The 19,469-nt window shown below is 50.3% G+C and carries 20 protein-coding genes; all 20 read left to right on the top strand.

Going from position 1 to position 19,469, the window contains the following annotated elements; translation table 11 throughout:
• Positions 1-118 (top strand): ISAzo13-like element transposase-related protein (locus VXK47_RS11110; RefSeq protein WP_435548851.1); only part of this gene is annotated, 118 nt, incomplete at its 5' end.
• Between the two features lie 486 nt (positions 119-604).
• Positions 605-853 carry a hypothetical protein gene (locus VXK47_RS11105; RefSeq protein WP_435548850.1) on the top strand — a complete coding sequence of 83 codons (249 nt, stop codon included), beginning with the start codon at positions 605-607 and terminating at the stop codon, positions 851-853.
• A gap of 359 nt (positions 854-1,212) precedes the next feature.
• Entirely contained in the window at positions 1,213-1,506 is a 294-nt protein-coding gene (locus VXK47_RS11100; protein WP_435548849.1) for a hypothetical protein, read from the top strand.
• Positions 1,507-2,219: 713 nt separating this feature from the next.
• On the top strand, positions 2,220-3,698 hold the full coding sequence (locus tag VXK47_RS11095; RefSeq protein WP_435548848.1) for a B12-binding domain-containing radical SAM protein: 1,479 nt from the start codon (positions 2,220-2,222) through the stop codon (positions 3,696-3,698).
• 164 nt (positions 3,699-3,862) lie between these two features.
• Positions 3,863-6,409 carry an alpha-glucan family phosphorylase gene (glgP, locus tag VXK47_RS11090; protein WP_435548847.1) on the top strand — a complete coding sequence of 849 codons (2,547 nt, stop codon included), beginning with the start codon at positions 3,863-3,865 and terminating at the stop codon, positions 6,407-6,409.
• A 23-nt stretch (positions 6,410-6,432) separates the two neighbouring features.
• Positions 6,433-7,698, top strand: coding sequence for an acetate/propionate family kinase (locus VXK47_RS11085; protein ID WP_435548846.1), 1,266 nt, complete (start codon positions 6,433-6,435; stop codon positions 7,696-7,698).
• A 104-nt stretch (positions 7,699-7,802) separates the two neighbouring features.
• Positions 7,803-7,964, top strand: coding sequence for a hypothetical protein (locus VXK47_RS11080; protein ID WP_435548845.1), 162 nt, complete (start codon positions 7,803-7,805; stop codon positions 7,962-7,964).
• 53 nt (positions 7,965-8,017) lie between these two features.
• Positions 8,018-8,410, top strand: a complete 393-nt coding sequence (locus VXK47_RS11075) for a DUF302 domain-containing protein (RefSeq protein ID WP_435548844.1) — start codon at positions 8,018-8,020, stop codon at positions 8,408-8,410.
• Between the two features lie 173 nt (positions 8,411-8,583).
• On the top strand, positions 8,584-9,093 hold the full coding sequence (locus tag VXK47_RS11070; protein WP_435548843.1) for a hypothetical protein: 510 nt from the start codon (positions 8,584-8,586) through the stop codon (positions 9,091-9,093).
• Positions 9,094-9,113: 20 nt separating this feature from the next.
• A complete protein-coding gene (locus VXK47_RS11065; protein WP_435548842.1) occupies positions 9,114-11,414 on the top strand; it encodes a heavy metal translocating P-type ATPase in 2,301 nt (766 codons plus the stop codon).
• Between the two features lie 36 nt (positions 11,415-11,450).
• A complete protein-coding gene (locus VXK47_RS11060) occupies positions 11,451-12,305 on the top strand; it encodes an alpha/beta fold hydrolase (RefSeq protein ID WP_435548841.1) in 855 nt (284 codons plus the stop codon).
• A 31-nt stretch (positions 12,306-12,336) separates the two neighbouring features.
• Positions 12,337-13,578: a U32 family peptidase gene (locus VXK47_RS11055; RefSeq protein ID WP_435548840.1), complete on the top strand. Its 1,242-nt coding sequence runs from the start codon at positions 12,337-12,339 to the stop codon at positions 13,576-13,578.
• Positions 13,571-14,293 carry a methyltransferase domain-containing protein gene (locus VXK47_RS11050; protein WP_435548839.1) on the top strand — a complete coding sequence of 241 codons (723 nt, stop codon included), beginning with the start codon at positions 13,571-13,573 and terminating at the stop codon, positions 14,291-14,293. Before VXK47_RS11055 ends, VXK47_RS11050 begins: the two co-directional genes overlap by 8 nt.
• Positions 14,290-15,462 carry a type III polyketide synthase gene (locus VXK47_RS11045; protein WP_435548838.1) on the top strand — a complete coding sequence of 391 codons (1,173 nt, stop codon included), beginning with the start codon at positions 14,290-14,292 and terminating at the stop codon, positions 15,460-15,462. Before VXK47_RS11050 ends, VXK47_RS11045 begins: the two co-directional genes overlap by 4 nt.
• A 334-nt stretch (positions 15,463-15,796) precedes the next feature.
• Positions 15,797-16,099: a ferritin family protein gene (locus VXK47_RS11040; RefSeq protein ID WP_435548837.1), complete on the top strand. Its 303-nt coding sequence runs from the start codon at positions 15,797-15,799 to the stop codon at positions 16,097-16,099.
• A gap of 125 nt (positions 16,100-16,224) precedes the next feature.
• Positions 16,225-16,845 carry a superoxide dismutase gene (locus tag VXK47_RS11035; RefSeq protein WP_435548836.1) on the top strand — a complete coding sequence of 207 codons (621 nt, stop codon included), beginning with the start codon at positions 16,225-16,227 and terminating at the stop codon, positions 16,843-16,845.
• A gap of 19 nt (positions 16,846-16,864) precedes the next feature.
• Positions 16,865-17,026: a hypothetical protein gene (locus VXK47_RS11030; protein ID WP_435548835.1), complete on the top strand. Its 162-nt coding sequence runs from the start codon at positions 16,865-16,867 to the stop codon at positions 17,024-17,026.
• 224 nt (positions 17,027-17,250) lie between these two features.
• Positions 17,251-18,633 carry a cytochrome B6 gene (locus tag VXK47_RS11025; protein ID WP_435548834.1) on the top strand — a complete coding sequence of 461 codons (1,383 nt, stop codon included), beginning with the start codon at positions 17,251-17,253 and terminating at the stop codon, positions 18,631-18,633.
• Positions 18,634-18,869: 236 nt separating this feature from the next.
• Positions 18,870-19,241: a hypothetical protein gene (locus tag VXK47_RS11020; RefSeq protein ID WP_435548833.1), complete on the top strand. Its 372-nt coding sequence runs from the start codon at positions 18,870-18,872 to the stop codon at positions 19,239-19,241.
• Positions 19,242-19,341: 100 nt separating this feature from the next.
• Positions 19,342-19,469 (top strand): transposase (locus VXK47_RS11015; RefSeq protein ID WP_435548797.1); only part of this gene is annotated, 128 nt, incomplete at its 3' end.

Here is a 19,469-nt window from a genome sequence, read left to right as displayed (position 1 = left end):
TCCGAAAGGTATTAAAATATCAGATAAGGATCTTCGCCGAGTAAATATCAGTCGTAATGAATTCCATGGAGATTGGAATTATACAATAATGCCATATCGATCAACAGATAAATTGTAAACGTTATTTTGTGACAACTCCTTATTAATTATCGGGGCCGCCCTTTTTCGGGGCGGCTTTTTGTTTACAGAGCCAGTTTCATATTTTAAAATATCAAATACATCACAAACTTCATATAACCTGTACAAAGCTAATTTTGATAAACCGGTCATGCCCTGTCTAATACAGTATCAATATATTGACATTAAGCCATATACTGATACTAAACAAATTAGCCAGCTATTATTAAACTATCCTATTATATAGCGTTATTTATTGTTATTACAGCATAATATATATTTAATATTTTTTATATATTGCAATGGCAATAAAATTGCATAACCTCTAAGAAGATAAAGACATGTATGTCATAAGAAAGGAGGGATGGAGAAACCGACATATCGTCCGAATGACCTTATGTGAAAGAATGCTGCTTTATCGAAAATAAAAGACTTTTAGCAGAGCTGATTTATGACAATTAAATTTATATGTTGAAAGGAGTTGAAAATGTATAACAAAAACGAATTGTGTGAAAAAATCAAATCAATATATCCGGATATCGGCGCTTGTGGAATAGATGTGAAAGTTGACTTTGATAATATGAAAAAAGCCTGGATTGTTGATCTTAAAAAGGGAAGCCATGAGCTTAAAACTCATATGGAGCCTGAGGACGCTGATATGTGCATGGCCGGAAAACAATGTATAGGTCTGGGTATTCAGATTGCCCAACTGCGTTCCAATGTAGATCTTGTATAAGGCATGAAGTATTTACCGGAAAACCGCTAAAATCACCGGAGGATAAAATGGATTTTTCATATGCAAAAAAACTTGAATGCTTCACCGGATATCTTGCAAAAAGTCCTTGCAGAGATTGCAAATTAAAAAAGAATCTACCGGCTTGTTCAGATGATTGCAAGATACTGAATCAAGTACAGATGAATTTGGTTGGTATAATATCATGCTTTAATAATTTTTCAGAACTTGAAACATTTTCATTTTCATATTCTCAGCCCTGATTACTGATATAGACAATATTTAGCCATCATCGGTTCATGATGATGGCTAATAAGGGTTCCGGTGATTGAGGTATACAATCATCAATTGAGGGTTAAACAATGGCATCAAATTTCAGAATAACTGCACATCAAAGCAAAGCTAACCTGTATCTTGAGCTGATGGGTGAATTTGACGGATCTTCAGCAACGGTATTGGTTAATGCTCTGAAAAAATACAGCAGTAAAAATAAAAATATCGTTATTAATACAAGCGGTCTTTATCTGATACATCCTTTTGGATTAGGTGTGCTTCAAAAAGAATGTATGGCTAATAAATCTTTACATGGATTGCGATTTATCGGCAAACACGGAAACATGATGGAACCTCATGAAGGCGATTCCTTCTGGTATTAGCAGCATCGGATGTTTTAAGATTTTTTTATAATTACTTCCCCTTCAGCGAACATCACTACCAATGTATAGGCAAACTGCATTGGGTTTTATATGAAAAGATTGAAGGGTTTGCATAAAAAATTCTTCTTCTCCCGCCAGTTAGAAATAGAAAAGCAAATACCGCAAAAATAAGCTCACATCAGCAGCTGAACTGAGTCACCACGCTGAAAATCGGTTACATTCGCAAAAAGTCGGCATACAGCCTTCAGGGGTCTAAGAAACTACGCAGAAGCTTGTCCATGAACTTAAAGTCCACCAGGTCGAACTTGAAATGCAAAACTTCGTTCGAAATGACAATACATAACCGAATTTATGAACTTTTGTGCTTAGCAGGAAACTGTTAATTTGTTTTGAATGAAAGGTACTTAATATTTTTTTAATTATAGATTCCTTAAAACAGGAAAATCTCCCAGGCAAAATGAACCTATACACCTATTTACAAAATAGATAATTATAGCCAAAGTAAACAGCGTATTACAATTAAGTAATAACATGAACGCAACATATTTACGAAGTACAATCGGTGAAATGCCATGTATTGCAACAAACCATTTAATGAGAAACAGGAAAAATGCTATGAAATCAAGCATAAAAAATAACGCAGGAGGCAAGATGTGCCATGCGGGATATAAGATCAAAGAAGTCGCCGGGATAACGGAAAGGAGCATGCCGATATGAACGTACTTCTTATTTACCCAAAATTTCCGGATACCTTTTGGTCTTTTACTTTCGCTTTAAGTTTTATCGGAAAAAAAGCCGCCTTCCCTCCGCTTGGCCTGCTTACCGTAGCATCCCTTTTGCCGGACAAATGGTCCAAACGCCTTGTGGACGTAAATGTGGACAGTCTTAAGGATAAAGACCTTCTATGGGCGGATATGGTCTTTATCGGAGGCATGGCGGTTCAGCGGGAATCTGCGAAACAAATCATCGCCCGCTGTAAAGCTTTGAACTTAAAAGTAGTTGCCGGAGGGCCGCTTTTTACTTCCGAACCTGATGAGTTTAAGGAAGTGGACCATCTTGTTCTTGACGAAGCGGAATTGACATTTCCCGCTTTTTTGTCTGATTTGCAAAACGGACAACCGAAAAAAATTTACAGGGCGTCGGGTTTTTGCGATCTTTGCGATACCCCGGCTCCATCATGGGATTTGATAAAAACGAAACGATATGCATCCATGAGCATTCAGTTTTCAAGAGGATGTCCTTTTAACTGTGAATTCTGTAATGTTACGACTCTGTTCGGTCACCGTTCGCGCTTAAAAACACCTCAGCAAATCATCTCTGAACTGGATCTTATTTATACTTTAGGCTGGCGCGGCAGCATATTTTTTGTTGATGACAATTTTATCGGAAACAAAGGTTATCTTAAGACTCATTTGCTGCCTGCCCTTATCGAATGGCGCAAAGATAAAAAAGGATGTGTTTTTTTTACGGAAGCTTCTATCAATCTCGCCGATGACCCTGAGCTGCTTGATCTGATGGTTAAGGCCGGATTCGATGCTGTTTTTATCGGCATCGAATCACCGGATGAAGCCAGTTTAACGGAGTGTCATAAAACCCAGAATAAAAACCGGGATCTTCTTGAAAGTGTGGCGATTATCCACCGTTCCGGATTGCAGGTGATGGGCGGTTTTATAGTGGGTTTTGATAACGACATGCCTTCTATTTTTCAGAAGCAGATCGATTTCATTCAGAAAAGCGGAATCGCTACCGCAATGGTTGGAATGCTGCAGGCCATTCCCGGAACACGTCTCTTTAAGCGGCTTCAAGGAGAAAGCCGGGTGGTCGATACTTTTTCCGGAGACAATGTTAATGGAACAACCAATATAATTCCCCGAATGGGTATGGACAAGCTTTTGGACGGGTATCAATCGATTATGAAACAGATTTATTCTCCTAAATATTACTACCGGCGGGTCAGAACTTTATTGAAGGAACTGAAGACACCTGAAATCAAACAGCCGATAAATTTTCAGCGGTTCCTTTCATTCTTTCGATCCGCTTTCCGGCTCGGGGTTTTGGGTAAGGAACGTTTTCAATACTGGAAACTTATAATCTGGACACTGATTCGAAAACCCAGGCAACTGCCGACTGCCATCACGCTTTCAATATATGGGCATCATTACCGTAAAATATGCGAGTTATATATTCTTTAAACCGGGCGAAAATTTTAACCGCAGGAATACATTTAGTATTTTGATGATAGCGCTATGCTTCACTGCGTGCAAAATTTGAGCCCAATGCAAAAGATCGGCCTAAATGGGACATTTTGAAACTGGCTTTTTAAATTCAAATAAAATCCCAACGGAAAGGAAAGATAATGGCCAAACAAACACGTGCCAGCCACCCGATATACAGCCTTTTACCTATAGAAATCGAAGGATTCGATTCCCTGGTTGAGCTTGCTCTGGATATGCGCTCGTCGTGGAATCATGCCACCGATGAAATTTGGCGGCAGCTTAATTCCGAACTTTGGAATCTGACGCATAATCCCTGGGTTGTCTTGCAGACAGTCTCGCGGGATCAGCTCGAGCGTGTACTGACCGATCATGAATTCCGCAAGAACATTGATGATCTGCTGTTAGGCAAGCATCAGGCGGAGAAAGCGCAGGCGTGGTTTCAGCAATATCATCCTCAGGCTCCTCTGACCTGTGCCGCATATTTCAGCATGGAATTCATGTTGAGCGAAGCACTTCCCATCTATTCAGGCGGTCTTGGCAATGTAGCCGGTGATCAGCTCAAGGCTGCCGACGACCTGGGCGTACCGGTAGTCGGACTATGTCTGCTATACCAGCAAGGCTATTTTCGCCAGATGATCGACAAAAACGGGAACCAACAGGCACTCTTCCCGTATAATGATCCGGGGCAGCTGCCGATCACCCCTTTGCGCCAGGAAAACGGCGACTGGTTGCGCCTGGAGATCTCTCTGCCAGGTTATTCGGTCTGGTTGCGAGCCTGGCAGGTTCAGGTAGGCAGAGTAAAGCTTTACCTGCTGGACAGCAATGATGCGGCGAACTTTCCGGTGCATCGGGGAATTACCAGCGAGTTGTACGGAAGCGGGCCGGAGCTGCGTCTCAAGCAGGAACTGCTGCTCGGCATCGGTGGATGGCGACTGCTTGAAGCACTTGGCATCCATCCTGAAGTCTGCCATCTGAATGAAGGGCATGCAGCCTTTGCAGTGCTGGAACGCGCCCGCAGTTTCATGCAAGAAACCGGTCAGCCATTCGAAGTAGCGTTGGCTGCGACACGGGCGGGGAACCTGTTTACAACCCACACGGCGGTTACCGCAGGTTTTGACCGTTTCGCTCCTTCTCTTATTGATCAATACCTTGGTGGTTATGCCAAGCAGAGGCTTAACATAACACTTCATGATTTGCTGGCCCTGGGCCGTCAGAATCCGAATGATTCTTCGGAAAGCTTTAACATGGCTTATCTGGCAATCCGGGGCAGCGGAGCGGTTAATGGCGTAAGTCGCTTGCATGGGAAAGTCAGCCGGCATCTTTTTGAACTCCTTTTTCCCCACTGGCCATTGGACGAAGTACCCGTTGGTCACGTTACTAATGGAGTTCATATGCCAAGCTGGGACTCAGTGGCAGCCGATGAACTTTGGACAAATGTTTGCAGTAAAGACCGGTGGCTTGGAACAACGGAAACCCTGGAGCAGGATATTCGCAGCATATCCGACTCCAAACTTTGGCAATTTCGCATCGACGCCGGAAAGTCTCTTGTTGAATACGCGCGCGAGCGATTTTCCAGGCAGCTGGACGCCTCCGGCGCGCCTGTAGATGCGGTTGAAGGTGCGAAGTATTTGTTTGATCCCAACGCATTGACACTGGGCTTTGCACGGCGCTTTACAACTTACAAGAGGCCAAACCTGCTGTTACACGACCCGGATCGGCTGCTTCGTCTGTTAAGCAACCCTAAGCGGCCGGTGCAACTCGTCATCGCCGGCAAGGCCCACCCGGAGGACCTGGCTGGGCAGGCTTTGATCCATGAATGGATTAATTTTATCCGCCAACCGGAGGCCTGGCCGCACATTGTTTTTTTGAGCGATTACGACATGCTGTTAACGGAACATCTGGTGCAGGGGGTGGACGTCTGGATCAACACTCCACGGCGACCCTGGGAGGCTTGCGGAACAAGCGGCATGAAGGTGCTCGTAAACGGAGGCATCAATCTCTCGGAATTGGATGGCTGGTGGGCGGAAGCATACACACCTGAAGTAGGGTGGGCGTTGGGGGACGGCCTGGAACATGGTGACGATCCGGCCTGGGACGCTGCCGAAGCCGACGCCCTTTATGATCTGCTGGAGCAGGAGGTTATCCCCGAGTTTTATACCCGTGATAAGAATGGCATACCCGGCGCATGGGTCGCGCGGATGCGGGAAAGCATGGCGCAGTTGACACCGCGTTTCTCCGCCAACCGCACGGTACGCGAATATACCGAACAGCACTACCTCCCGGCGGCTTTAGCCTATATGAAACGTGCTGCCAATAAGGGTGCGGTGGCTGTGCAGATAGTTAATTGGCGCAAAGAGATGGAGAAACTATGGCCAACATTGCGTTTCGGCGAAATGAAGGTTCAAACAGAAGACAAGCAGCACGTATATGAAGTTCAGGTCTATCTGAATGACATAAATCAGGATGCGGTACGAGTCGAGCTTTATGCAGACGGAATAAACGGCGACGCGCCGGTAAGGCAGGAGATGAAACCGCTTCGCCAACTGGCAGGCTCTTTGGGTGGTCATATTTATGGTGCTGTCGTGTCTGACGACCGCCCTGCGACAGACTATACAGCAAGACTGATACCCTACTATGAAGGAGTTGAGGTTCCCCTGGAAGCCGCTAAAATCTTGTGGCAGCGATGATCCGATCAACGGATGGAAAGAAGATGAATAAAATAACAATGCCGAAAGAATCATTAATTAAAACGGCTAACCCACTAATCCTGACAATTAATGGCGGCTCATCCAGCATCAAGTTTGCGCTATTTGAAGCCGGCGACCCGCTTAAAAGAATTCTGGAAGGTACAATTGAGCGCATTGGACTGTCGAATGCCACATTTCGGGTGAAAAGCTCAAACCAGGCAGACAACTTTTCGCGGTTAATAGCAGCGCCGGATCACACTGCGGCAGTGGGAGTTCTTATGGATTGGATCGAACAGCACAGCGGGCTTGATACATTAACCGCGGTTGGGCATCGCGTGGTTCATGGAGGGCCGAAGTATAGTAAGCCGCAACGTATCACTAGTGAAATGGTTGAAGAACTTCAGCGGCTTAGCCCATTCGATCCTGAGCATCTGCCAGAGGAAATCCTGTTGACCGGGGCATTTCATCGCCGGTTTCCCGATCTGCACCAAGTGGCGTGTTTTGACACGGCTTTTCACCATAACTTGCCGCGCGTGGCCAGATTATTACCGATTCCGCGTCGCTATGAAGAACAAGGTGTGAGGCGATATGGATTCCACGGGTTATCATATGCGTTTCTGATGGGAGAACTGGCCCGTTTGGCCGGAAAAGAATCTGCACAGGGCCGGATCATTCTTGCCCACCTCGGCAATGGCGCTAGCCTGGCTGCGGTGCATGACGGCAAATCTATAGACACAAGTATGAGCTTCACCCCAGCAGCCGGTGTGCCGATGAGCACCCGTTCCGGTGATATCGATCCCGGACTGCTCTGGTATCTAGCGCGAACTGAAAAAATGAGCGCCAAGCAATTTAATAAGATGGTCAACTTTCAGTCCGGGCTACTCGGTGTGTCAGAGACCAGTTCCGACATGCATGACTTGCTCGAACTTGAAAAACAGGATGATCGGGCGGCTGAAGCGGTAGCATTGTTTTGCTATCAGATTAAGAAATGTATCGGCGCATTCGCGGCGGCATTGGGCGGACTTGATACGATAGTGTTTGCAGGCGGCATCGGAGAAAATGCTCCCATAGTCCGTGCCAGAATTTGCGATGGGTTAGAATTTCTTGGAATAGAACTCAAAGAAAAGCGTAATGTAGCAAATGCGGGCGTGATTTCCGCAACGACCAGCCGGGTTGCGATCCGCGTCATTCATACTGACGAAGAACTCATGATCGCGCGCTCGGTGTGCCACGCACTCGGACTTGGCATGGCTAATGAAAAAAGGAAATTCGAAAATGCGACGAAATAAATCTTTAAAACGGATTCGTTTTCGGCGGATGGAACGCTGCCAGGAAATGAAGGAACAGAAATGACTACTCGGAGCCACAAAGCCACAACAAAAGGAGCTTTATAATGAACCATACAGATGGGGGGTCTATGATGAACCATTCAGACGGATGGATGAGTGGATGGATGGGTGGATGGTCGGGCGGAGAAATGTGGATTTGGACAGTGATCGGCGTACTGGTGGTGATCTTGCTGGTCGTCGTGATTATCAAGCTGTCCAAGAAATAATCGTGAGTTCACAACTCCCTGTGAAGTGAACTGTTAACCATGAAAGGAAACATATGTTGATCAAATTACCTACCGACAAAACCGTGAGTGAAACTGCGGCTGACTTGAAGGCCGCCGTCCAGTCCAATCACTTTGGCGTCATGCAGGTTCACAACCTCAAAGAGACCATGGCGAAAAAGGGGGTGGATTTTCCCCGTGAATGTTTGATTTTCGAGGTCTGCCAGCCGCAACAAGCGAAGAAGGTTCTCGACCAAAACATGAGCATCTCCACCGCACTGCCATGCCGGATCTCCATTTACGAGGAGGGCGGTAAAACCATGCTGGCTACATTGAAGCCAACAACGCTGCTGGCGATGTTCAACACGCCGCAACTTGAAGGTGTGGCGCAGGAAGTGGAGGACACGATTGTTAAAATCATGAAGGAAGCGGCGAGTGAAATCAGTTGAAAGAACCGCTTACGAAATTCGAAATTCAAACGAGCGAAGAGCAAGAGATGTCGCTTGATGGGACAGCGGCGGTGGGCATTTCCTTAGTAGCAACCAGCGCTACTGTGCATAAACTCAAACCGTAATCATGCGATGCGGATGCACTGCATCACTAACCAACAGGAGATTCTTATATGAAAGGCATAATTTCAGTTATCGGCGGTATCGGACTGCTGCTTGCAATGATGACCATACAGTCCTGCTCATCCACGCAGGCAGGTCCAAACGGAGGCGACGTGGTGATGTTAAATAACGGCAAGGCGAAAGCCGAAATCGTTGCCAACGCTGACACTGGCGAGGTGATGGTCCACACCTGGGACCAGAACCTTAAAAAAAGTCAGCCCATTGAAAATAAACCCCTGATGATCGGAAGCGGCGATCAAACGATCGAGCTTCAACCCCAGCCGACAGCCAGTGACCCGCCCGGTTTCTGCAGCCGGTTTTACGGCCAGACGGATTGGTTACGAGGAGGTCAGGTGCATCACGGTTGGATCGGTAACGGCGCGGACCAGAGCCGACAAGAGTTCAATTGGAACAATTGTTGGATGGGCGGTAAAACCAATGGTTCGATGTGGAAGGAAATGGGTGAACATCGCCGTGGAATGATGGGACATGGCCCGGGCGGTGGGATGGGACAACAATAACCTGAGATGGAGGACTAATTATGGCCAAAGATCCCATCTGCGGCATGACGGTGGATGAAGCGTCCGCGCTGCATATCGAGCGCGACGGAAAAACATTCTACTTTTGCAGCGACTCCTGTCGGCAGAAGTTTCTGTCAACGCCCGCGACCGCTAAGCCCGAGGCTAAACCCGAATCCAAGCCAGAAGCCAAGCCGCCGGGTAAGTCTATCCACACCTGTCCGATGCACCCTGAGATCGAGCAGGATCATCCCGGCGAATGCCCAAAGTGTGGTATGGCGCTGGAGTCAAAAACGGTGAAAGCAGGCACGGATGATGAAGAGAATGCTGAACTGCGAGACATGACCAGGCGCTTTTGGATCGGCGCCGCACTGGCGGTGCCGGTGTTTGTCCTGGCAATGGCACACTTGATCCCGGCGTTGGGCAGGCAACCATGGGTAAAGGGCGAAGTTTCGCGGTGGATTCAATTTGCGCTTACCACCCCCGTGGTCTTGTGGGCTGGCTGGCCGTTTTTTAAACGTGGCGGGCGTTCCATCATGACCCTTAACCTGAACATGTTCACGCTGATCAGCATCGGCGTTGGTGCAGCCTTTGTCTTTAGCGCCGTGGCGATGCTCATGCCCGACCTGTTCCCAAGAACAATGCTGCATGAAGGCAAGGTCGATATTTACTTTGAGGCCGCCGGGATGGTCACGGTGCTAGTGCTCCTCGGCCAGGTGCTCGAACTTCGGGCCCGCAGCCGGACAGGCAGTGCCATCAAAGCTTTGCTGAACCTCGCGCCGCCCACGGCGCGACAAGTCGCACCCGGAGGCGATAATGAAGTCCCGCTCGAACAAGTGAAGGTCGGTGACTGGTTGCACGTGGTTCCCGGTGACAAGGTGCCCGTGGATGGCGAGGTGGTTGAAGGCCATTCCAGCGTGGAAGAGTCGATGGTCACCGGTGAACCGCTCCCGGTGGAAAAGAACGTCGGCGACAAAGTGACGGGCGGCACTGTTAATGGTTCCGGCAGTTTTGTCATGCGTGCCGAACGGATCGGTAACGATACTTTGCTCGGCCAGATCGTGAACATGGTGGCCCAGGCTCAGCGCAGCCGGGCGCCCATCCAGGGTCTCGCCGACAAGGTCGCGGGGATCTTCGTACCGGCAGTGTTGGCAGTGTCGGTGCTTACCTTCATCCTCTGGATGTGGCTGGGGCCGGAGCCAAAGCTCGCGCACGCCATTGTCAACGCCGTAGCGGTACTCATCATTGCCTGCCCCTGCGCCCTCGGCTTGGCAACCCCCATGTCCATAATGGTTGGTGTGGGACGCGGCGCTCAGGAAGGCGTGCTCGTGAAAAACGCCGAGGCGCTCGAACGATTGGAAAAAATCACCTCGCTCGTCGTGGACAAGACAGGTACGCTCACAGAAGGCAAACCCAGGCTCATGGATGTCCTGCCCAACGACGGTTTTGATGCGAAGGAATTACTGCATATGGCCTCCTCTCTGGAGCAGAACAGCGAACATCCGCTCGCGGCAGCGATTGTGCGGGGGGCCAGGGAACAAGACATCGTTCTTGAGAATGTGAATGACTTCCGCTCGGTTACAGCGGGCGGTGTTGTCGGCACCGTTGCCGGTCGTGCGGTGATGATCGGCAAACCGGATTTCCTGCGGAACGAAAAGATCACCGGTTTGGAGCAACTGGAAGCCTCGGCCGTGAAGCTTCAGGAAGAAGGCAAGACCGCGATGTTTGTCGCCATTGATGGCAAACCGGCAGGAATCCTCACCGTAGCCGACCCGATCAAAGCCACCACTGCAGAAGCCATCAAGGATCTCCACGCGCTCGGGTTGGATATCGTCATGCTCACCGGCGACAACCGCCGCACAGCCGACGCTGTGGTCAAGCAACTCGGTCTTGACGCGGTGGAAGCCGAAATTGACCCTGCCGGAAAAGTCGCCCACGTCAAAAAGCTGCGTGCGGAGGGCAAACACGTTGCGATGGCCGGCGACGGTATCAACGACGCACCCGCCCTCAGTGAAGCGGATGTCGGAATTGCCATGGGCACCGGTACCGATGTGGCCATGCAAAGCGCGGGCATCACTCTCGTGAAAGGCGATCTTCGCGGCATTACCAAGGCCATCCGCCTGAGTCGAGCCACCATGGGGAACATCCGGCAGAATCTGATCTTCGCCTTTATCTACAACTCGCTGGGAATTCCGGTGGCGGCGGGGGTGCTTTACCCGTTCTTCGGCCTACTGCTCAGCCCCATCATTGCCGGCGCTGCAATGAGCTTAAGCTCCGTCTCGGTCATCAGCAACGCATTAAGGCTGCGGAAGGTGAAGCTGTGATTTAGTTGTGAAACATTAAAAAAATGAATCATGGTAATGAACATCAATAAAAAAAGGAAACAAAAAATGGATATGATTACGACGAAAGATGGAACGCAGATCTATTACAAGGACTGGGGCACAGGACAGCCTGTTGTATTCAGCCATGGCTGGCCCCTCAGTGCGGATAGCTGGGAGTCTCAGATGGTGTTTCTGGCCTCCAACGGCTATCGTTGTATTGCCCATGACCGTCGCGGCCATGGCCGATCGAGCCAGCCCTGGAGTGGTAACGAGATGGATACCTATGCCGATGACCTATCGGAGCTCATCGAAACGCTCGCCCTCAAGAGCGCCGTGCTAATCGGTTTTTCAGCGGGCGGTGGCGAGGTTACCCGCTATATAGGCCGCCATGGCACGAAACGGGTGGCCAAGGCCGCGCTGATTTCCGCCGTCCCGCCGCTGATGCTGAAAACGGCGGCCAATCCCGGTGGCTTGCCGATTGAGGTGTTCGACGGGATCCGGGCAGGCTCCATCGCCGACCGCTCGCAGTTTTACAAAGATCTCGCCAGTGGCCCGTTCTTCGGGGCAAACAGACCCGACGCCAAGGTCTCGCAGGGCATGATCGACTCGTTCTGGCTCCAGGGGATGCAGGCAGGTCACAAGAATACCTACGACTGCATCAAGGCGTTCTCCGAAACGGATTTTACCGAAGATCTCAAGAAGTTCGATGTGTCGACGCTAATTCTTCACGGCGATGACGACCAGATCGTGCCTATCGGCGCCGCGGCGCTTCGCTCGTCGAAGCTGGTAAAAAACGCGACCCTGAAGATCTACGCGGGCGCACCCCACGGCCTCGCATACACACACAAAGATCAGCTTAACGCCGATCTGCTGGCATTCCTTAAAATCTGAGGTCGCTTTGCCAGCGCGGAGGATAAACCATATGCCAAATGAGCCGACAAGCGCCGTCCGGGCCGCACTCCGGCCAACCAGGTTCTCACTGGCGGCGAACTACGATACGGAACTTGTTCCGAAGCTTGCTGCGTACCCGGTCGATGAAGTTTACGGCAAGTTTCCCACAGACGGTATCAGCGGTGGCCGCCCCCGCTACCTGGCGACACCGTTCACGGAAGCAGATCTGCGGTGTTACATTCGCCTGCCCGACCATCATGGCATTGCCTTCAATTACCTTTTAAACGGCGCCTGTTTCGGCAACAGGGAATGGACGCGTCCCTGGCAGAAACGAATGACAGCCCTGCTGACCAAACTGGACGGTTTGGGCGTGCGCCGGGTCACCGTATCCACCCCGTTTCTTCTGGAACTGGTCAAACGCCGTTTCCCCGAGTTCAAGGTAAGTGTCGGGATTTACGCCCAAGTGGATACGCCCCGGCGCGCCCGCTTCTGGGAAGATCTCGGGGCGGAGGCTATCGTTCTGGAGAGCTTCTCGATCAACCGGAATTTCTCCCGCCTTGCAGCTATCCGTCAGGCCGTCCGATGCGATCTGGAACTGATCGCGAATCACGTCTGCCTCATGAATTGTCCAATGCAAACCTATCATCAGAACGGTTTTGCACATGCGTCTGACGAGACAGACACACTCTTCATCGATTACTGCTTTATGCGCTGTTCCCGGCAGCGGCTGTCGGATCCGTCGCAATTCATCAAATCAACCTGGATTCGACCGGAGGACCTCGCTGTGTATGAAGCGATGGGATACACGTCCTTCAAGCTTCTGGAACGGGGAATTCCGTCTATGGAACTGCTGCGGCGCGTCAAAGCATACAGCGAGCGGCGGTTTGTCGGCAATCTGGCCGAACTGCTGCTGTCGTATGGCTTTAAAAATCCGGTTCACAAGGAATCGCACTGGACTCTGCGCCACTTCTGGAAGCCGCGGCAGGTGAATCCGCTGAGATTGAAACCGATGCTTGACTTAGCGCGCCTGCAAGGCTGGTTCTCGCCGCTGCAGGAGTGTCCGATCCGGGTGGATGCGCAGCAGATTCCGGAGAATTTCTTGGACGGTTTTCGGGGCCGCGACTGCGCCTCCATGGACTGCCAGGCTTGCGGCTATTGCGAGCGGGTTGCAGGCCAGGCAGTTTTGATTTCACCCGAGTACCGTACCGAGGTATTGAGAAAGTATGCGGACATGGACGATGCCATGGCAATGGGAGGGCTCTGGGGTGTCTGACTCACGCGCCACGACGATGGAGCTTCTGGACCGGCCGGACTGTGATCCGTCGCTGGCCGCCGCCAGTTACCGGTTCATGGAGACGGTCAATTATCGCTTCGGCGGCATCCGGTTGGTCCGGCGTTTTCTGGCCGCAGAAACTGCCGAGCGCCATGCCTGCACCCCACTGCGCATCCTCGATATCGGCTCGGGAAGCTGCGACATCCCGCTGGCAGTGATCCGGTGGGCGCGCGCTTACGGCATCCCCCTGCACTTCACCTGCCTGGAAATGGCCAGCCATGCAATTGACATTGCGCGCGGGCGGCTCGCCCGGGCGGGAAACCCGCCGGTGAAACTGCTTCAGGAAGACGCTTTCACCCACCAGCCCGTCGAACCGTACGATTATGCCGTGACCTCCATGTGCTTCCATCATTTCAGCAATGCACAGATCCTGATGCTGCTGCACAGGCTCCGCGATTTCGTGCGAAGCAGCATGCTGATAAACGATCTGCGTCGCTCGCAACTGGCGTCTCTGGCAGCAAGAATACTGCTGGTCGCCACCGCTGCGCCGGCAGGGGTCCGGCATGACGCCCTGCTCTCGATCCGGCGCGGCTTCAAAATCGATGAACTGAGAACCTTGTTGCGACAACTCGACAACGTCACGGTTTCCGTGGAGCCGGCCAGTTGGTTTCGGATCGCCGCTATCATCCGATTCAAACCAGGAGAAAACGTGTGAAATCCATCATCCTCAGAGGGCTGGGCACCGCCACCCCGCCATTTTATGTAACGCAGGAGGAGGCGTACGAATACTTCTTCACGCATTTCTCCCTGAAACCGGCCGAACGGGATCTGTATCGCCGTATTCTCCTGGACGGCAAAATCAAAGGCCGTTATCTGGGAATGGATACGAAGGCGGATGTCCTTGAAACCGATCCCGACCGTCTGTTGGCGCGCTTTCTCAAGTTTAGTCGCAGCACAGCCATTGCCGCCGCACGCCGCGCATTGGCGGAGGCCGGCGTAGAACCCGCCGATATATCCGGCTTGGTTGTCAACACCTGCACCGCTTACCTCTGCCCCGGACTCTCCTCGTATATCGCGGAAGATCTGGGGCTCAGGACATCGATTCGCTTCCTGGACTTGATGGGAATGCGGTGTGGTGCGGTGATTCCGAATCTTGAAGCTGCTGCCGCCATGCTGGTCCGAAGCGATGAAGGTCCGGTTCTCAGCCTTGCCGTGGAAATCTGTTCGGCCACCATTTTCCCCGGTCATGAGCCGGAACTGGTGGTGAGCAATTCCATTTTCGGTGATGGCGCCGCCGCCGCCGTTCTTGACCTGTCTAAGGAGAACGCTCAGGACGGACTGGTGAAAATGGTGGACTTTGCGGCAGGTCTTTGTCCCCGGTACCGCGAAGAGCTGCGTTACCGGACGGAAGGCGGCCGTCTGCGGAACCACCTGAGCAGGCGGGTACCGGTTATCGGAGCAAGCACCGTGATGGAGGTGGCCTCCGGGCTTCTGAACCGGCACGGCCTCTCCAGGAATGACATTGCCTGGTGGGCGGTCCATCCGGGAGGCACGGCGGTGTTGGCCCAAGTCGCCAAAAAACTGGAACTTGACGTCGAGGCTCTGCGCTTTTCATACAGCATTTTCAAGAACTACGGCAACATGTCGTCACCCTCCGTTCTGTTTGTCTTGCGGGAGATTCTGGACAGCGGCCGGCCACAACCCGGCCAAAAAGGGATGCTACTGGCATTCGGCGCCGGCTTCTCCGCTTTTGCGGAGCTTATTGAATTTTCGTCCGGTAGCCATCATAAACCGGAACCGCCGGAAACCAAGAAAAATGATGGGTGGCATGACGCTGAGTATTGGAAACCTGGCACAAAGATTGAAAATATAACAAAATGCTGAACAGGAAGCATCTGTCAAGACGGTTGATGTGGCAAAGCAAAAGTAGATCCGGTGAAGGTAGAAAAGCTTGTGGCAAAGAGACGATGGACTGATAAAACCTTGTGTATGCCTCTTTTTGCCTTATGCCTGCCTGTTATTATTGGTAGTTATAGTGAATTTTAGCGGCATCAACCGGGCGAGGGTTGAAATTTACCGGTACTTATCCGAGTTTCGCCATAAGCAAAACAACAAGCAGTTAATGGAACCCCGCAAGTAGCCGGATGGAGGCGATCCCGCGTCGGGTGCGCTTTGTCGTAGGCGAAAGCTTAAAATAAAGTAAGAAAGGAGAATACACATGCCAGAGTTCGGATCACCCTTTTCAGGGTTGGCAAACGAAAGGAAGCTCAAGGATGTGGAGCTTGTCAGAGCCATTCGTTTCATGGTGGCCGCAGAGTACGAAGCGATTCAGTTATATATGCAGCTTGCCGAGTCAACCGACAACAAACTCGCCGTGAAAGTGCTCAAGGACATAGCTGACGAGGAGCGTGTACACGCTGGAGAGTTTTTGAGATTGCTTCGCGTGCTTTCCCCCGATGAAGAAAAGTTTTATGCCGAGGGGGCAGAAGAAGTCGAAGAATTAATCAAGAAAATGAAGTAATGAATTTCCGGGAAAAACCGTTCAACAACCGCGTCCAGCGGATGGCTTTGCCTTGCTGTGCTTGGCCCGGCGCCGCTGAATCACAAGCCATTAGGCTTTTACGACACAATATAGGAGGAAAAAAGATGAACAATGACAAGATCAAAAGTGTATCTTCACATGTTTTACCAACTCTGCCTTACGCGGATAATGCGCTGTCCCCTGTAATCTCCGCAAATACTGTTAGCTTTCATTACGGCAAGCATCACAAGGGATATGTCGATAATCTGAACAAGTTGATATCAGGAACGGAGTTTGCGGACCTGCCGTTGGAGAAAATCATCACCATGACAGCCAGCAAAGCTGACAAGACCGCGATCTTCAATAATGCAGCGCAAACATGGAACCACACGTTTTACTGGCATAGCCTGAGTCCGAAGGGCGGTGGTGAGCCACCAGCAGTATTGAAGAAAAAGATAGAGATTTCTTTTGGCGCCTTGGATGCCTGCAAGAAGGAGTTGGCGACTGCGGCAATGGCTCAGTTTGGCAGCGGCTGGGTGTGGCTTGTGCTGGATGGCGACAAGCTTAAGGTGGTTAAAACCGGCAATGCAGATGTGCCAATAACCACCGGCATAAAACCGTTATTGACCATCGACGTATGGGAACACGCCTACTACCTGGATTACCAGAACCGACGCGCGGACTATGTCAATGCAGTGCTAGATAAACTAATTAATTGGAATTTCGCGACAGAGAACCTTGGATGACGGCAGTCTGAACGGTCGCGTGCTTTATCCTGGAACATGCAGGAGTTCTGATCGCTCTTTTCGGGATTGGCATGTGTTCGCAAGCGGCATCGGAGAGAATGCGCCCACGGTCCGCGCCCAGATTAGTAATGGGCTGAAATGCCTTGGAATCGAACTCGAAGAAAAGCGAAATAATTGCTGAGCGCCACTATGCCACGCTATGAACGGTAACTACGGTGGTTCTATGGCGCTCACTTTAAATGACAATGCTGCCTCAGCCGACGGCATAGAGTGCTCGGCGGTTGGCTGGTCTCAGCGCAACGAAAGGGGTGTTTTATGATGAACCATTAAAAAGCCCATTTCGCCAAACACGACAGACTTGTATCCAGTGAAAAATAACTATTAAAAAAAGGAGGACTGTGTAAAATGAACCGACAAAAGAAGTATAGTTTCGCATTAGTTGCAATCTGCATTATGTTGGTTGCGGGGGCCGCCACTGCGGTTGTCTCTGCGCAGCAGGGCAAGGTTGTCTCAAGCTATGGACCGACGAACCAGGACGTCACATTCGACCAGATTAAATCAGCGCGTATGGCCGTGAAAGCCGAGCGGGCTAAACAGCATGCGGAATTGCTGAACTCCCGTTATGATCTTTCAAAGAAGGTACACACCGAGGCTGTTATGTCTGGGGGAAAACATCTACCAGTTGGGCCGACAGCTAAACTTAAGGGCGTAACGTGGGAGCAGCTTGGCAAAATGACTCCCGAACAGATCAAAGGCAAGGGGGTTTTCCCATACAAACCACTCCCGTTTGCAGACCACGCCGAGGGGGGCATGCTCTTCCCGGAGATGATCACAAAAACACTGCCGCGGTTGGTACGCTTTGATTTGGATTTCGACCTGCCCGAGCATATCCTTCCGGATACGGCCCCTGGAATTTACCTGACCACCCGGCCCGATCTTGGTGATATAGCAAAAGGGCGTCTCATTACTATCGACAACTACTATGAGATTTTCAACGGAATACTGAACCCCAAGCAGCTTGAGGGCCTGCGCCTTCTTGTAACCCAGTTTCCGCAACAGCAATTTAATGCGACCGAAGACCGCCGGACCGACAGACCCAGCTTGGGTGTAACCTGTTTCGATTGCCATGCCAACGGCCATACCAACGGGGCCAACCATCTTGTCGGTGACATTCGGCCACAGGAATTCAGACACCGTATTGAAACGCCCACCTTGCGGGGAGTGAACATCCAGCAGTTATTCGGTTCGCAACGTGCTTTGAAGACAGTGGAGGATTTCACTGAGTTTGAACAGCGTGCTGCCTATTTTGATGGAGATATCTGTATGGCCGCCAAGAAAGGAGTTAACATTCTTGAAAGGGGCTCCCAGGTGCATTTCATGGCCGAATTCCTGGCGATCCTGGATTTTCCACCAGCGTCCAAGCTCAATATCTACGGCAAACTCGACCGCTCCTTGGCTAGTCCGGACGAACTGCGCGGTGAGACTCTTTTTAACGGGAAGGCTCAGTGCTCCGCATGCCATCCTTCCCCCTACTACACCGACAACACCATGCATAATCTTCGGGCTGAACGTTTTTACAAGCAGGAGGTAGCAAATGGAATGATGATGGCACATGACGGACCCATCAAAACCTTTCCCTTGAGAGGCATCAAGGATTCCCCGCCCTATCTGCATGACGGCCGATGCTTCACACTTGAAGATACAGTTGAATACTTCAACCTTGTGCAACAACTCCAATTGACCGCCAAGGAAAAGCAGGACCTCGTTGCCTTCTTAATGTCTTTGTAGGACTGGTTTCCGCTTGGCTGAAATGATGGGTGTTGTACGTCATGATTCTAAGGGGGCCTATCTCCAAAAAGGGGGGTTTACGTATCTTTTCAGTTGTTAGACCTGACTACAGAGTCAACCGGGCGCGCGGTGTAAGTGGAGAGGAGTTGTGTGAAACTCAAGGACCGGGCGCCCGGTTACCCTATTCAATGAGTTCAATGTAAAGATAAAGATAAAAAGAGTTGCAAGGAGGTCTCATGAAAAGCAAAGAAAATATTATTGAAAGAAGAACCGCCATGAAAAACTTAATTAAAATGGTTTTTGTCATTTTGTCAATAGTTATTTGCTCAAATAATTCTTATGCACAAGAGTGGGAATACCCGGTTATTAAAGGATATGGCCCTGTTCATCTATTACCGGATGCAGCCGTACAGCCGGATAAATCTATTGACTATAAAATTCTATTCGACATTACAAAAGCAGCAGATAATAAAGTTAAGATAAATCAGGGACTAGACCATATAGCACGTTTGATCAATGTATTTGCTTCCGCAGGTATGATGCCAAACAAGATGAAACTTGTGGCGGTTATTCATGGCGCCTCTGCCCCCTATTGTTTTGAAAAATGATATTTTCAAATCGAAATATGGAGTAGATAATCCTAATATCAAATTTGGCCTATTGACTTAGCTGACCCAATTATTTATAATAAACATCATGAGCAGCAATATTGGGGTTAAGCCAAATTATGGGGAAATGAGTTGGTTGATTTTCCAGGAAGACTTTCAGAGTGAAGATGACTGTTATGCCTGGCTGCTCAAAACTCGCTGGCCAGAAGGATTTATTTGTCCTAAATG

It is taken from the genome of Desulfobacterium sp. N47, assembly GCF_051233685.1.
In the GTDB taxonomy this organism is placed as follows: domain Bacteria; phylum Desulfobacterota; class Desulfobacteria; order Desulfobacterales; family RPRI01; genus RPRI01.
Note: the sequence above shows the minus strand (reverse complement) of the source record. Positions and strands in the feature narration are given on the sequence as shown.

What these genes read in the sequence shown, in the direction of transcription:
- VXK47_RS11105 (WP_435548850.1), top strand. Translation starts at nt 605, where the DNA reads ATGTATAACAAAAACGAATTGTGTGAAAAAATCAAATCAATATATCCG.
- VXK47_RS11100 (WP_435548849.1), top strand. Translation starts at nt 1,213, where the DNA reads ATGGCATCAAATTTCAGAATAACTGCACATCAAAGCAAAGCTAACCTG.
- VXK47_RS11095 (WP_435548848.1), top strand. Translation starts at nt 2,220, where the DNA reads ATGAACGTACTTCTTATTTACCCAAAATTTCCGGATACCTTTTGGTCT.
- glgP (WP_435548847.1), top strand. Translation starts at nt 3,863, where the DNA reads ATGGCCAAACAAACACGTGCCAGCCACCCGATATACAGCCTTTTACCT.
- VXK47_RS11085 (WP_435548846.1), top strand. Translation starts at nt 6,433, where the DNA reads ATGAATAAAATAACAATGCCGAAAGAATCATTAATTAAAACGGCTAAC.
- VXK47_RS11080 (WP_435548845.1), top strand. Translation starts at nt 7,803, where the DNA reads ATGAACCATACAGATGGGGGGTCTATGATGAACCATTCAGACGGATGG.
- VXK47_RS11075 (WP_435548844.1), top strand. Translation starts at nt 8,018, where the DNA reads ATGTTGATCAAATTACCTACCGACAAAACCGTGAGTGAAACTGCGGCT.
- VXK47_RS11070 (WP_435548843.1), top strand. Translation starts at nt 8,584, where the DNA reads ATGAAAGGCATAATTTCAGTTATCGGCGGTATCGGACTGCTGCTTGCA.
- VXK47_RS11065 (WP_435548842.1), top strand. Translation starts at nt 9,114, where the DNA reads ATGGCCAAAGATCCCATCTGCGGCATGACGGTGGATGAAGCGTCCGCG.
- VXK47_RS11060 (WP_435548841.1), top strand. Translation starts at nt 11,451, where the DNA reads ATGAACATCAATAAAAAAAGGAAACAAAAAATGGATATGATTACGACG.
- VXK47_RS11055 (WP_435548840.1), top strand. Translation starts at nt 12,337, where the DNA reads ATGCCAAATGAGCCGACAAGCGCCGTCCGGGCCGCACTCCGGCCAACC.
- VXK47_RS11040 (WP_435548837.1), top strand. Translation starts at nt 15,797, where the DNA reads ATGCCAGAGTTCGGATCACCCTTTTCAGGGTTGGCAAACGAAAGGAAG.
- VXK47_RS11035 (WP_435548836.1), top strand. Translation starts at nt 16,225, where the DNA reads ATGAACAATGACAAGATCAAAAGTGTATCTTCACATGTTTTACCAACT.
- VXK47_RS11025 (WP_435548834.1), top strand. Translation starts at nt 17,251, where the DNA reads ATGAACCGACAAAAGAAGTATAGTTTCGCATTAGTTGCAATCTGCATT.
- VXK47_RS11020 (WP_435548833.1), top strand. Translation starts at nt 18,870, where the DNA reads ATGAAAAGCAAAGAAAATATTATTGAAAGAAGAACCGCCATGAAAAAC.